At 71.5% G+C, this 13,025-nt stretch carries 14 protein-coding genes and 1 tRNA gene; 9 read left to right on the forward strand and 6 right to left on the reverse strand.

What is annotated here, in order from left to right:
* Positions 1-127 precede the first annotated feature (127 nt).
* Both AB0J46_RS16750 and AB0J46_RS16755 read left to right on the forward strand, forming a co-directional pair.
* Positions 128-1,381 carry a histidine kinase gene (locus AB0J46_RS16750; RefSeq protein ID WP_364332135.1) on the forward strand — a complete coding sequence of 418 codons (1,254 nt, stop codon included), beginning with the start codon at positions 128-130 and terminating at the stop codon, positions 1,379-1,381.
* Between the two features lie 185 nt (positions 1,382-1,566).
* The gene (locus AB0J46_RS16755; protein WP_352353595.1) at positions 1,567-2,217 is read left to right on the forward strand and encodes a response regulator transcription factor; all 651 of its coding nucleotides are present in this window, start codon (positions 1,567-1,569) and stop codon (positions 2,215-2,217) included.
* 48 nt (positions 2,218-2,265) lie between these two features.
* Here AB0J46_RS16755 and secY read toward each other — a convergent pair whose 3' ends face one another.
* Entirely contained in the window at positions 2,266-3,555 is a 1,290-nt protein-coding gene (secY, locus tag AB0J46_RS16760; RefSeq protein WP_364332138.1) for a preprotein translocase subunit SecY, read from the reverse strand.
* Between the two features lie 85 nt (positions 3,556-3,640).
* Between secY and AB0J46_RS16765 the strand changes: the two genes are divergently transcribed.
* Entirely contained in the window at positions 3,641-4,237 is a 597-nt protein-coding gene (locus AB0J46_RS16765) for an ATP-binding protein (RefSeq protein ID WP_364332141.1), read from the forward strand.
* Here the strand turns inward: AB0J46_RS16765 and AB0J46_RS16770 are convergent.
* Positions 4,179-4,799, reverse strand: a complete 621-nt coding sequence (locus tag AB0J46_RS16770; RefSeq protein ID WP_364332144.1) for a TetR/AcrR family transcriptional regulator — start codon at positions 4,797-4,799, stop codon at positions 4,179-4,181. The two genes, AB0J46_RS16765 and AB0J46_RS16770, sit on opposite strands and share 59 nt — an antisense overlap.
* 52 nt (positions 4,800-4,851) lie before the next feature.
* Between AB0J46_RS16770 and AB0J46_RS16775 the strand changes: the two genes are divergently transcribed.
* The gene (locus AB0J46_RS16775) at positions 4,852-7,125 is read left to right on the forward strand and encodes an excinuclease ABC subunit UvrA (RefSeq protein ID WP_364332146.1); all 2,274 of its coding nucleotides are present in this window, start codon (positions 4,852-4,854) and stop codon (positions 7,123-7,125) included.
* On the opposite strand, the gene AB0J46_RS16780 is transcribed toward AB0J46_RS16775, so the two are convergent.
* Positions 7,034-7,813 carry a putative hydro-lyase gene (locus AB0J46_RS16780; protein WP_364332148.1) on the reverse strand — a complete coding sequence of 260 codons (780 nt, stop codon included), beginning with the start codon at positions 7,811-7,813 and terminating at the stop codon, positions 7,034-7,036. The genes AB0J46_RS16775 and AB0J46_RS16780 overlap by 92 nt on opposite strands.
* 101 nt (positions 7,814-7,914) lie before the next feature.
* Here AB0J46_RS16780 and AB0J46_RS16785 point away from each other — a divergent pair, with 101 nt between their 5' ends.
* Together AB0J46_RS16785 and AB0J46_RS16790 are read left to right on the forward strand one after the other, a co-directional pair.
* On the forward strand, positions 7,915-9,546 hold the full coding sequence (locus tag AB0J46_RS16785; RefSeq protein WP_364332151.1) for a sodium:solute symporter family protein: 1,632 nt from the start codon (positions 7,915-7,917) through the stop codon (positions 9,544-9,546).
* On the forward strand, positions 9,543-9,710 hold the full coding sequence (locus AB0J46_RS16790; protein ID WP_352353608.1) for a hypothetical protein: 168 nt from the start codon (positions 9,543-9,545) through the stop codon (positions 9,708-9,710). Before AB0J46_RS16785 ends, AB0J46_RS16790 begins: the two co-directional genes overlap by 4 nt.
* A gap of 125 nt (positions 9,711-9,835) precedes the next feature.
* Here AB0J46_RS16790 and AB0J46_RS16795 read toward each other — a convergent pair whose 3' ends face one another.
* Together AB0J46_RS16795 and AB0J46_RS16800 are read right to left on the reverse strand one after the other, a co-directional pair.
* Positions 9,836-10,075, reverse strand: coding sequence for a hypothetical protein (locus tag AB0J46_RS16795; RefSeq protein WP_364332154.1), 240 nt, complete (start codon positions 10,073-10,075; stop codon positions 9,836-9,838).
* Entirely contained in the window at positions 10,075-10,299 is a 225-nt protein-coding gene (locus AB0J46_RS16800; protein WP_125631040.1) for a DUF6158 family protein, read from the reverse strand. Before AB0J46_RS16800 ends, AB0J46_RS16795 begins: the two co-directional genes overlap by 1 nt.
* Before the next feature lie 96 nt (positions 10,300-10,395).
* Between AB0J46_RS16800 and AB0J46_RS16805 the strand changes: the two genes are divergently transcribed.
* Positions 10,396-11,328: a LysR family transcriptional regulator gene (locus tag AB0J46_RS16805; RefSeq protein ID WP_352327067.1), complete on the forward strand. Its 933-nt coding sequence runs from the start codon at positions 10,396-10,398 to the stop codon at positions 11,326-11,328.
* Positions 11,329-11,610: 282 nt separating this feature from the next.
* On the opposite strand, the gene AB0J46_RS16810 is transcribed toward AB0J46_RS16805, so the two are convergent.
* The gene (locus tag AB0J46_RS16810; protein ID WP_364332158.1) at positions 11,611-12,138 is read right to left on the reverse strand and encodes a histidine phosphatase family protein; all 528 of its coding nucleotides are present in this window, start codon (positions 12,136-12,138) and stop codon (positions 11,611-11,613) included.
* 238 nt (positions 12,139-12,376) lie between these two features.
* Here AB0J46_RS16810 and AB0J46_RS16815 point away from each other — a divergent pair.
* A tRNA-Ile gene (locus AB0J46_RS16815) sits at positions 12,377-12,450 on the forward strand.
* A 103-nt stretch (positions 12,451-12,553) separates the two neighbouring features.
* A complete protein-coding gene (locus AB0J46_RS16820) occupies positions 12,554-12,769 on the forward strand; it encodes a hypothetical protein (RefSeq protein WP_364332161.1) in 216 nt (71 codons plus the stop codon).
* Positions 12,770-13,025: the final 256 nt, after the last annotated feature.

A 13,025-nucleotide genomic window follows, 5' to 3' on the forward strand; every position in this document is an offset into this window, starting at 1 on the left:
CATGCCCGAGGGGCTGATCCGGGCCCTGTCGTCAAGATCGTCTCGGGGTGGCCGGGCGGGCGGTGATCGGACCGTGCCGCCCAGAACTCGCTAGGATCGGGGCGACACGAGCCTGGCCGGGTGGGGGATGGTGAGCGAGCACACGCAACGCGGCGGGCGCCTGCGCAGGTCGTTCGCGGCGCTGTCGCGCCTGAGCCGGGTGGGTGACGTCCCGGTCGTCGTCATGCTGGCCTGGGCCGGGTGGCTGGCCGTCCCGTGGTCGTTCAGCGGCCTCGCGCAGGCCAGGGCCGCGGCAGCGGCGGCCGCCGCCGACGCCGAGCCCCCGCCCTCGTCCCACGCCTCCGACACCGCCCCACCGCCGTCCGCGCTCGCCCCCCGCAGCACGCCGGCGTCCGCGCTCGCCCCCCACAGCACGTCGCCGTCCGCGCTCACTTCCCACACCGCGTCGCCGTCCGCGTTCGTCCCGGGTGTGCCCGTTGCTGGGGGCGGGGCGCTGTGTGGTCTGGGGGCCGGGAATGCGGCTTCGGGGCGCGGGGTCTGGCCGGTGGGTGCGGCCTGGGGGATCCCGGCGCCCGCGGTCGCCCATCCCGCCGCCACCGTTCGTCCCGCCCGGCCCGCCGCCACCGCCACCCCGCACACGCCGGACGCCGCCCCGCACACAGCGGAGACCGTCCGGCACACAGCGGGGGCCGTCCCGCATACGGCGGACGCCGTCCCGCAGACCGTCCCGCACGCGGCGGAAATCGTGTTCGGGCAGGCGGACGCTGTGGTCGGGCGGTCGGGGGCGTTCCTCGGTAGGGCCGAGGTGGTGGCGGCCGAGCGGGCGCGGATCGCCGGGGAGGTGCACGACGCCGCCGGTCACGGGCTCGCCGCCATCGCGATGCAGGCCGGGCTCGCCCTCGTCGTCCTCGACGACGACCCCGAGCAGGCACGGGCCTCGCTCCGGGCGATCAGGGAGACCAGCACCACCGCCCTGGCCCACCTGCGCGCCGCGCTCGACGGCATCGACCCGCCGGCCGCCGACCTGCCCGGCCTCATCGCCGGCGTACGCGCCGCCGGCCTGCCGGTGGACGTCGAGCCCGCCGATCCCGCCGTGCCCGCCCACCTCAAGGACGCCGTCTACCGGGTGGTCCGCGAATCCCTCACGAACGTGCTCCGGCATGCCGGCCCGACCAGGGCCTCGGTGCGCCTGGCCGACGGCCCGTGCGCGTTCGTCCTGGAGGTGGCCGACCGCGGCGCGGGCTGGAACGGCGCCGCCGAGGGCCGCGGGCTGGCCGGGATGCGCGCCCACGTGACCGAGGCGGGCGGCCGGCTCACCGCCGGGCCCCGCGAGGGCGGCGGCTTCCAGGTGACCGCCCGCTTCCCCCGGTACGAGGCATGACCGCCCCCGGCCCAGGCCCTCACCCCCCAGGCCCGGACGCGCACACCCCCAGCCCAACCCCCCTCCGGACAGGCCCTGACACGCCCGCCCCCGGCCCCACCCCCGTCCAGACAGGCCCGGACACGCCCGCCGCCGGTGCAGCCCTGCCCAGTACAGCCCTGCCCGCTGCAGACGCCGTGGGCCGCGTGATCAGGGTGGCGGTTGCCGACGATCAGGCCGTCGTGCGGATGGGGCTGCGGGCGCTGCTGGAGCGGGAGCCCGGCATGGAGTGCGTGGGCGAGGCGGCCGACGGTGCGGCGGCGCTCGACCTGATCCGCCGCACCCGTCCCGACGTGCTGCTGCTCGACATCCGCATGCCCGGCACCGACGGCCTGTCCGCGTTGCGCGCCGTGGCCGCCGATCCCACGCTGGCCGGCACCCGGATCGTCGTGGTGACCACGTTCGCCGTCGACGAGTACGTCTTCGCCGCCCTCCAGGCCGGGGCGAGCGGCTTCGTGCTCAAGGACAGCGCGCCCGACGAGCTGGTCAACGCCGTGCGGGTGGTGGCGGCGGGCGAGGCGCTGCTGTCGCCGTCCATCACCAGGAAGGTCATCGGCCTGTTCGGCCGCGGCGGCGCCGAGCCCGTCGAGGGTCTGGGCACGCTCACCCCGCGCGAGCGCGAGCTGGTGGCGTGGGTGGCGACGGGCCGGTCCAACGACGAGATCGCCAGAGAGCTGGTGATCAGCCCCGACACCGTGCGCACGCACGTCAGCCGGGCCATGGTCAAGCTGCGCGCCCGCGACCGGGCCCAGCTCGTGGTGTTCGCCATGCGGGCCGGGCTCGCGCCGCCGGTCTGAGCCGGGCAGGCGGCCCACCGGAGGAAACCCTCGTGCCGGGCAGGCGGCCTACCGCAGGAAGCCCTCGTAGTTGCGCTGCTGGAGCTGGGCCTCGATCTGCTTGACCGTGTCCAGCCCGACGCCGACCATGATGAGCACGCTGGTCCCGCCGAACGGGAAGTTCTGCTGCGTGCCGGGGTCGCGCAGGATCGCGAACGCCACCAGCGGCAGCAGCGCCAGCACGCCGAGGTAGACGGCTCCGGGCGCGGTCAGCCGCGACAACACGTACGCCAGGTAGCGGGCCGTCGGCGCGCCCGGCCGGATCCCCGGCACGAACCCCCCGAACCGCCGCATGTTGTCGGCCACCTCGACGGGATTGAAGGTGATCGCCACGTAGAAGTAGGCGAAGGAGACGATGAGCAGCACGTACACGCTCATGTAGAGCGGATGGTTCCCGGCGGTCAGGTTGCGCGAGACCCAGGCGCCCGCCTCCGCGCCGAGCAGCGGCGCGGCCAGCGTCGGCACGTAGAGCAGCGACGAGGTGAAGATCACCGGTACGATCCCCGCCTGGTTGACCTTGAGCGGGATGTACGTGCTGCTCCCCCCGTACATGCGCCGCCCCACCATGCGCTTGGCGTACTGGACGGGCACCCGCCGCTGGGCCTGCTCGACGAACACCACCGCCGCCACCAGGCACAACCCGGCCGCCAGCATCACCGCGAACCCGAACGGCGTGAGCACGAAGATCTTCGCCATGTACCCCGGGAACACCGCCACGACCTGCGTGAACATCAGGATCGACATGCCGTTGCCGATCCCCCGGTCGGTGATCAGCTCGCCCATCCACATGACCACGCAGGTGCCCGCGACCATCGTCGCCACGATCACCAACACCGCGAGCAGCCCCTGGTCGCGCAGCAGCGGACGGGCGCAGCCGGGCAGCAGGTTCCCCGAGCGCGCCAGGGTGACGACGGTCGTGGCGTTCAGGACGGCGAGTCCGACGGTCAGGTAACGGGTGTACTGGGTGATCCGCGCCTGCCCGTTGGTCCCCTCCTTCCTGAGCGTGTCGAGCCGCGGCACCACGACGGCGGACAGCTGCAGGATGATGCTGGCCGTGATGTAGGGCATGACGCCCAGCGCGAACACCGACAGCTGGAGCATCGCGCCACCGCTGAGCATCTGCATCATGTCGAAGACGCCGCCGCTCGCCGAGCCCACGCACTGCCGCACGGCCACGACGTCCACGCCGGGCGCGGGCATGATCTGGCCGAGGCGGAACAGCACGATCAGCCCCAACGTGAACAGCAGTTTCCTGCGCAGCTCCGGCACCCGGAACGCTCTGGCGAAGACGGTCAGCATGAGCAGGAAGTCTGTCCGCGAGCGCGCCGGACGTCGTCCGCCCAGGCGAGGCACCCGTGTACGCAGATCCGCGTAGGTTGGGCGCATGACGACCGTGTGGGTGATCAGCGGGCCGCCGGGGGCGGGCAAGTCCACGGTGGCGGCCGAGCTGCTGGCCCGCCTGTCGCCGGTGCCCGCCCTGCTCGACAAGGACACCGTCTACGGCGACCTCGTCGCGGAGGTCCTGCGGGCCCACGGTCGCGACCAGGGCGAGCGCGAGGGCCCCTGGTACGACCGGCACGTCAAGCAGCACGAGTACACCGGCCTGACCAGGATCGCCGCGCAGATCCGCGGTCACGGCTGCCCGGTGCTGCTCGACGGCCCGTTCACCGCGCAGGTGCACGACGCGGCGCGGTGGGCGCGGTGGGTGGCGGAGCTGGGCGGCCCGCCCGTGCGCCTGTTGTGGGTGCGTTCGGACGGGCCGACGCTGCGCGCCCGGCTGGAGGCACGCGGCCTGGCCAGGGACGCGGGCAAGCTGGCGGCCTTCGCCGACTACCTGAGGAACATCCGGGTGGACGAGCCGCCCGTCGTGCCGCACCTGGAGATCGACAACCGGACGGGCGCGCCGCCGGTCGGCGACCAGCTCACGGCGGCGGGTACACCGCCGCGAACACGGCCGGCAGCCGGGGGACGAGCCGGGTGAACCGCCCCTCCTCGTAGGAGGCGCCCGGCTCGTTGCTGAGCTGCTGGGACACGGGCCCGGCGATCAGGCTCGCGGCCAGGGCCAGCCCCTCCTCGCCCGCGGCGTCGGGATGCAGCTCACCGCGCCCGACGGCGGCCCTGATCAGCTCGGCGAAGTGCTCGTGGACGGCCAGCGCGGGCGCGTACGCCTCGGGCGAGGGCGCGTACCCCGGCACCGGCCGCCAGAACATCAACTGGGCCAGCACCTGGTTCTCCATGATCCACCGCGCTCCGGCCTCCAGGGACGGCCCCATGGCGGCCAGCCCCGGCTCATGCGGCTCGGCCCCCCGCCGCACGGCCTCCAGGTAACCCTCCTGCCCGCGTCTGAACAGGGCGTCGTAGACCGCGTGCCGGGACGGGAAGTACTTGTACAGCGACGGCGGCCGGATGCCGAGCCGCCTGGCCACGGTCGCCAGGCTCAGCCCCGCGACGCCCTCCTCCGCCATCACGTCGATGGCGATGCCGAGGATCTCGGCCTGCGTCTCGGCTCGCCGTCGTGCGCGCCGGTCGGGAATGTCAGCCACATGAATTAGCTTAGGCTATAGGTAGTAGCCAAAGCTATTGGGGGTGTGGCACGTGTCGCGCGACATCGAGCTGATCGGCCTGCGACAGAACAATCTCAAGGACGTCTCGCTGCGGCTGCCCAAGGAGCGGCTGACGGTGTTCACCGGCGTGTCGGGGTCGGGCAAGTCCTCGATCGTGTTCGGCACCATCGCCACGGAGTCGCAGCGGCAGCTCAACGAGACCTTCAGCGCGTTCGTCAGGAACCGGCTGCCCAAGCACGAGCGGCCGCGCGCCGAGCGCATGTCCGGCCTGACCGCCGCCGTGATCGTGGACCAGAAGCCGGTCGGCGGCGGCGCCCGCTCGACCGTGGGCACGATGACCGAGGTGCACGCGGTCCTGCGGGTGCTGTTCTCGCGGCGCGGCGAGCCGTCGGCGGGGCCCGCGACGGCGTACTCGTTCAACGACCCGCAGGGCATGTGCCCGGTCTGCGACGGTCTGGGGAAGAAGGTGGAGGCCGACGTCGGCAAGCTGCTCGACGAGGACCTCTCGCTGAACGAGGGCGCGATCCGCATGGCCCCGACCGGGTCGTACGTGTGGCAGCTCTACGCCAGGTCGGGGCTGTTCGACCCGGACAAGCCGTTGCGCGGCTTCACGCCGCAGGAGCGCGACCTGCTGCTGTACGGCGGCGGCTTCAAGGTCAGCCGGGGTGAGTACACCAACACCTACGAGGGGCTGGTCACCCGGTTCGAGCGGATCCACCTCAAGCGCGACCTCGACCAGCTCGACAAGGCGGCGGCGCCGTACGTGCGGCAGGCCACGTGCCCGGAGTGCGGCGGCCGGCGGCTCAACGCGGCCGCGCTGGCCTCGCGCATCGACGGCCGGTCCATCGCCGACCACTGCGCGATGGAGGTGACCGACCTCATCGGCGTGCTGGAGAGCCTGGGCGACCCGGTGGCGGAGGCGGCGGTGGAGTCGTTGCGCCGGATCGACGCCATCGGCCTCGGCTACCTCAGCCTCGACCGCGGGACGCCGACGTTGTCGGGCGGCGAGGCGCAGCGGCTCAAGACCGTGCGGAACCTGGGCAGCAGCCTCACCGGCATGACGTACATCTTCGACGAGCCCAGCGTGGGGCTGCACCCGCGTGACGTCCACCGGCTCGGCGACCTGCTGGTCGAGCTGCGCGACAAGGGCAACACGGTGCTGGTCGTCGAGCACGACCGCGACCTGATCGAGCTGGCCGACCACGTGGTGGACATGGGGCCGGGCGCGGGCACGCGGGGCGGCCGGGTCGTGTTCGAGGGCACGGTGGCGGCGCTGACGTCCGGCGGCACGCTGACCGGCCGCATGCTGCGGCGGGTCACCGGGCTCAAGGACGCCGTGCGCGCCCCGGCCGGCTGGCTGACCGTCGAGGGCGCGAAGGCCCACAACCTCAAGGACGTCACCGTACGCGTGCCACTCGGCGTGCTCACCGCGGTCACCGGCGTGGCCGGGTCGGGCAAGAGCACGCTGATGCGCCAGGAGCTGGTCGCCCGGCATCCGCACGTGGTGCTCATCGACCAGTCGGCCATCGGCGGCTCGCCGCGCTCGACCCCGGCGACGTACCTCGAGGCAATGGACCCGCTGCGCAGGCTGTTCGCCGACGCCAACGGGGTGCGGCCGGGCCTGTTCAGCTTCAACTCGGCGGGGGCGTGCCCGGTGTGCAAGGGGCGCGGCGAGATCAAGACGGACCTGGCGTTCATGGACCCGGTGACCCGGGTGTGCGACGCGTGCGGAGGCAGCCGGTACAGCCCTGAGGCGCTGTCGTACACGGTGGAGGGACGCACGATCGCGGACGTGCTGGCGATGACGGCCGAGGAGGCCGCGGGCCTGTTCGATCTGCCGGGCATCGGCGGGCTCGGCGCGCTGGGGCTCGGCTACCTGCCCCTCGGGCAGCCGCTCAGCACGCTGTCCGGCGGGGAGCGGCAGCGGCTCAAGCTGGCGCACCGGATGCGCGAGCGCGGCCAGGTGTACGTCTTCGACGAGCCGACGACCGGGCTGCACATGGCCGACGTGGACACGCTGCTGGCCCTGCTCGACCGGCTGGTGGACGGCGGCGACACGGTCATCGTCGTCGAGCACGACCTCGACGTGGTCAAGCACGCCGACTGGGTCATCGACCTCGGCCCCGAGGCGGGCCGGCACGGCGGCGAGGTGATCTTCGAAGGCACCCCGGCCGAACTGACCGAAGCATCCACCTATACCGCGAAATATCTGGTCAAGTCACTCGATAGTCGTCGTCCCGGACGTCCAGCACGGCCATGTGACCCGGCAGATGACCGATCGCGTACTCCACGCCGCTCGCCATGACCGCCGCCTGCGGCGTCACCCCGCAGGCCCAGAACAGCGGCACGTCCCCCGGCCGCAGCTCCACCGGGTCACCGAAGTCGGGACGCCCCAGGTCGAGCACGCCGATCGCGGCCGGGTCGCCCACGTGCACCGGCGCGCCGTGCACCCGCGGGTACCTGCCGCTCACCTCGACGGCCGTCCGCACCAGCTCCTCCGGGACCGGCCGCATCGAGACGACCAGCGGCCCCGACAGCGAGGCGGTGGACTCGCACGGCACGTTCGTGCGGTACATCGGCACGTTCCTGCCCTGCTCCAGGTGCCGGACCGGGACGCCGGCGGCCAGCAGCGCCGCCTCGAAGGTGAAGCTGCAGCCGATGAGGAACGGCACGAGGTCGGCCCGCCACTGCCCGGTCACCTCGTCCAGGTCGGCCACCGGCTCGCCGTCGCGGTAGAGGCGGTAGCCGGGCAGGTCGGTGCGCAGGTCGCCGCGGAACAGGGTGGTCGACCAGGCGCCCGGCTCGCCCACGTCCAGCACGGGGCAGGCCCGGGGGTTGCGGTGGGCGAACAGCAGCAGCTCGTACCGCAGGGCGGCGGGCACGGCGATCAGGTTGGCCTGCGTCCAGCCGCGGCACCAGCCCGCGGTGGGCACCCGTTCGCCGACGCGGAAGCGGGCCCGCGCCTGCGCGGGGGTCAAGGTGGCGACGTCCACCTCTCGACACTATGGCGACCGGCCCGCACGGTCCACAATCGCACCTCACCGCGGCGCCCGGAGTGCGGCTATCGCGGTGTTTTCCGGGTAGCGGGCCGGTTGTGCGATTAGACGTCAACCTCCTCGACTACCTGCTCATCGCGGTCTACTTCGCCACCGTGCTCGCCATCGGGTTCGCCGCCCGCCGCCGGATCAGCTCCAGCCTCGACTTCTTCCTCGCGGGCCGCGGCCTGCCCGCCTGGATCACCGGGCTGGCGTTCGTGTCGGCCAACCTGGGCGCGATCGAGATCCTCGGCATGGCGGCCAACGGCGCCCAGTACGGCGCGATGACCGTGCACTACTACTGGATCGGCGCCGTCCCCGCGATGGTGTTCCTCGGCATCGTGATGATGCCCTTCTACTACCGCTCGAAGGTGCGCAGCGTCCCGGAGTTCCTGCGCAGGCGCTTCAACGGCGCCACCCAGCTGCTGAACGCCCTCATGTTCGCGGTCGCGCAGATCCTCATCGCCGGGGTGAACCTGTACGCGCTCGCCCTGGTCATGGAGGCCCTGCTGGGCTGGCCGCTGCCGGTGTCGGTGGTGGTCTCGGCCCTGATCGTGCTCTCCTACATCACGCTCGGCGGCCTGTCCTCGGCCATCTACAACGAGGTGCTGCAGTTCTTCGTGATCCTCGCCGGGCTGATCCCGCTGACCGTGCTCGGCCTGGTCAAGGTCGGCGGCGTGGCCGGGCTGTCCGACAAGGTACGGCAGAGCGCGCTCGGCGAGGGCGGCCTGCACACCTGGGCCGGGACCGCCGGCTCCAACCCGATGCAGGCCCACTGGATCGGGATCGTCTTCGGGCTGGGGTTCGTGCTCTCCTTCGGCTACTGGACGACGAACTTCGCCGAGGTGCAGCGCGCCCTGTCGGCCAGGAACACCAACGCGGCCCGGATGACGCCGATCATCGCGGCCTTCCCCAAGCTGTTGATCCCGCTGGTCACGGTGCTGCCGGGGATGATCGCGCTGGTGCTCTTCGGCGACCTGGGGAAGGGCCAGGACTACAACGACGCGATCCCGCTGCTCATGCGCGACCTGCTGCCGAACGGCGTGCTCGGCGTCGCGGTGACCGGGCTGCTGGCCTCGTTCATGGCGGGGATGGCGGCCAACATCAGCGGGTTCAACACGGTGTTCACCAACGACATCTGGCAGGCGCACGTACGGCCCGACCGCCCGGACGGCTACTACCTGAAGGTCGGACGCGTCGCCACCGTCGCCGGCGTGGCGCTCGGCGTGGGCACGGCGTTCATCGCGGCCGGCTACTCCAACATCATGAACTACCTGCAGGCGCTGTTCAGCTTCTTCAACGCGCCGCTGTTCGCGACGTTCGTCGTCGGGCTGTTCTGGCGGCGGATGACGCCGTGGGCCGGGTTCTGGGGGCTGCTGGCGGGGACGCTGAGCGCCTTCGCGTCGTACTTCGCCTACAAGGCCGGCGTGGTGGACTTCGGCACCGAGCTGAACGCCAGCTTCTGGGGCGCGGGCATCGCCTTCGCCGTGGACGTGCTGGTGTCGGTGATCGTCACGCTGGTCACCACGCCCAAGCCGGAGCGGGAGCTGCGCGGCCTGGTGTACGGCCTGAACGCCGCGGACCTGGAGGACGACGCCCTCGCCGGCGACAAACGCTGGTACCGCTCGCCGGTGCTGCTCGGCACCGGCGCCGTGATCCTGGCCGCCCTGTTGTACGGAGTGATCCTGTGAGCGACATCCGGATGGTGATCGGCGGGCTGTTCCTGCTGTACGGCGTGATCCTCGTCGTGGCCGGCCTGCTGGGGGACGCGGTGAACCTGTGGACGGGCCTGCCGATGGCCGTCTTCGGCGCCGCCTTCGTCCTGTGGGCCCGCCTCCGCCCCCTCAAGCCCTAGCCGCACCGCCCTCGACCCGCCCTACAGCCCACAGGCCGTACGCCCGGCCTGTGGGCTCCCCGTCCGTGCTGTGGGCTCCGCACCGGCACCGCGGCGGCGGCGGCGCGGAGCCGTCATGCGCCCGTTCAGTACTCGACCTCGAAGGTATGGGGACCGAGGCCGTACCCGTCGCCCCGCGGGACGACGTACCCCTGGTTCACGAGGACGGCCAGGCTGTCGCGCACCTCGTCGTCCTCCAGGCCGGTCGCCCGGATCACCGCCGCCAGGCCGGCCACGCCGCCGGACCCGATCGCCTGCGAGGCCACCGCCTCGTAGACGTGGATGTCGACGTCCGACAGCTCCTGCACGTCATGCCCCTCGGACATCAACGTTGCCTCGCCCCCTCCCTCAGCCTGGCCGGATCGACCTCGCGGTCGGGGAACCTGCGAAGGTATTCCGCCTCCAGCTCATTGGTACGGGAAGTGTGACGTGCCAGAGCATCGTCTGATCCATGGAAGAATGTGTCACTACGAGTGGCATGGAGTTGCCGCAGCTCGCGTACCACATCCTCGTCGCTGAGCTGGGCCGGATCTATTCCCATCGTCGTCATGGGTTCCCCCTACCCCAGACACCCCCGACAATATCTGTCACAATTCCTGACATATAGCCATTGTTTGGGAGCGATTCGTCGCCTTACCTTCCCGGTATGGACCTCGAGCTCAGGCACCTCAGGATCGTCCGCGCGGTAGCGGACGCGGGAAGTGTGAGCAAGGCCGCGTCCCTGCTCGGGCTGGCGCAGCCGGCCCTCACCGCCCAGCTCAAACGGATCGAGAGGGTGCTCGGCGGCGCCCTGTTCGAACGTGACCGCCACGGGGCGCGGCCCACGCGGCTCGGCGAGCTGGTGCTCGCCCGGGCGCGCGTGCTGCTCCCCGCGGCCAAGGAATTGCAGGACGAGGCCGTACGATTCGCCCACACCCCCTCCCCCGGCTTCCGCATCGGCGCCACCAACGGCCCGATACTCGGCGGCCTGGTCGACCGGCTGGCCGCGGAGCGCACGGTCACCACGTTCACGTCGTGGTCAACGCACGAGCTGATCAACATGGTCGAGCTCGGCCGCCTCGACTACGTGCTGACCGGCGCCTGCGGCGACTCCGGCACCCCCACAGGAACGCTCCTGTGGGAGACGATCAGCGTCGACCCGGTCTTCGCCCTCGTCGGCGAGGACCATCCGCTCGCCAAGGAGAAGGAGGTGGAGCTGGCCGACCTGGCCGGCGAACAATGGGCCGTCACCCCCGGCGACGGCTGCTTCGCCGACTGCTTCGCCATGGCGTGCGCCCGAGCCGGCTTCACCCCCGGAACGATCTACGAGACGGACGTCCCGACCTGCACCCACCTCGCCCAGGTGGGCCGCGCCGTGGTGCTCTGCCAGGCGACCCACCAGGCCCTGCCGGGGCTGGCCATGGTCCCGCTCTCCGGCGCGCCGCTGCGCTGGCGGCAGCTCCTCGGCCGCCACCCCACCGCCCCCGACGCCACCTGGGTGGTCGCCCAGGCCAAACAGGCACACACCGAGGCCGTACGCCGCAGTCCGGTCTACTCCGATTGGCTCGCACGCAACCCGGCGTACGGCACCGCGCCATAACACCCTGATAGGAGTGAAGTAGTAACTCCTCGCCCCGTGGGCCCGCCGTTACCGTGACGGCACCCCCAGCGGCGGGAGACAACCCAGCTCCACCCGCCGGCGCTGATCGCGGACGCGATCGGCGCATCAGCCATGTCCGGCTGCCTGAGCCGCGCCCATCCAGGTCCACCCCCACCCTGAACCGGCACCCGCCTCCAGGCAAGGCGCCAAGCCACCTCGCACCCCCACGCGCAATGCCACCTCGCGCTTCAAGGCGCTATGCCACCCCGTCGCCCCAAGGCGCTATGCCACCTCGTACTCCCACCCGGGCCGCCACTCGAACGGCGCGTCCACCAGGTCCTCGAGCGGAGTGCCGTCCAGCAGGTGCTGCAACGCCCACCGATTGGCCGAATGGGACACCACCAGCACCGTGGCCCCCTGCCACTCCTCCCGCAGGCCCTCAAGGAACGCAGCCGTCGCCGCCACGACCTGCCGATAGCTCTGCCCGCCCGGCCACGGCGTGTCGATGTGCCGCCTGCGCAGGGCCGCGACCTCGCTCACCGGCCGTCCGTTGTAACTGCCGTAGTCGCACTCCCTGAGCCGCGCGTCGAGCCGGACCTCCTTCCCGCCCCCGAACGCCACCTCCACCGTCTCGACCGCCCTGCGCAGATCCGAGCAGTAGACGACGTCCACCTCCCGCCTCCGCACCCCGAGCTCGGCGGCCAGCTCCCGCCCCCGCTCGGACAACTCCCCGGGCAGCCACCCGGTGGCGACACCGATCTCGTTGTCCACAGTGATGGAGTGGGTCTCGTACACCACCTTGATCGCCATATCGGCACCGTCCCTTCCCCCCAACCCCTCCCATTCCGCCCACAGCAAGCACAACCCCCAACCGAGACCCGAATATGATCGACACGACTCCACCAACCATGCCCGGCATGGAATGATGTCCGCGGGACCCCGTCCCCATCCGGCCGTGCGGCACACCCGGATCCGATGCTCTAGCCTTGACATGCGCGAGCCTCACCGAGATCCATACGCCGCACACCGCATGTCACAACTGAATCCAGGGGCGGTAGCTCAGCCGGTCAGAGCATCGGACTCATAATCCGTGGGTCGTGGGTTCAAGTCCCACCCGCCCTACTCACCAACACCGCGTTCGACCTGGGGTTTCTCGGTTCTCGTCACCCTCGGATGTTGCCGTTGATAACGGTTGGTCGCTCCGTGGTTGGCTGGAGGTCGTGCCATGGACTGGGAGTTCTTTCGGCTCTATGCCTTGGCCGCGGCAGGGCTGGTCGTCGTGATCTTCATCCTGTTTGCGGTCATGGAGGCGACCGGGCCGGGGGTCTTCCTCCTGCTTCTGGTCGCCCTGGGGATCGTCGCGGCCAGCGAATCACGAGGGAAGAGGAAAGGGGGGCCCGGCGACGAGGACGAGTCCAGCGACGTGGGTGGCGGCGAATAGCCGTCCGGCCCAGGGGCGCGCCACCTTCACCGAAGCTTCTGCCGTTATCTAGGGTGTCGGATGGCCATCTTTCATGTGCGCCACGTGGTGGGATTGAACGACGTCGCGGACAGATATCCAGGGGTTCTTCCGTCATGTACGGGTGTTGGTAAGAACCGTGGCACCGGCCGCCAAATAGTTGATCTTGAGTAGTGATCGGGCGACGGCTGGGCGTTTGTGCCGGTGACCCCTGGACTACATGAGCGTCCGGCTGACC

Source organism: Nonomuraea sp. NPDC049758 (assembly GCF_040674635.1).
GTDB lineage: Bacteria > Actinomycetota > Actinomycetes > Streptosporangiales > Streptosporangiaceae > Nonomuraea.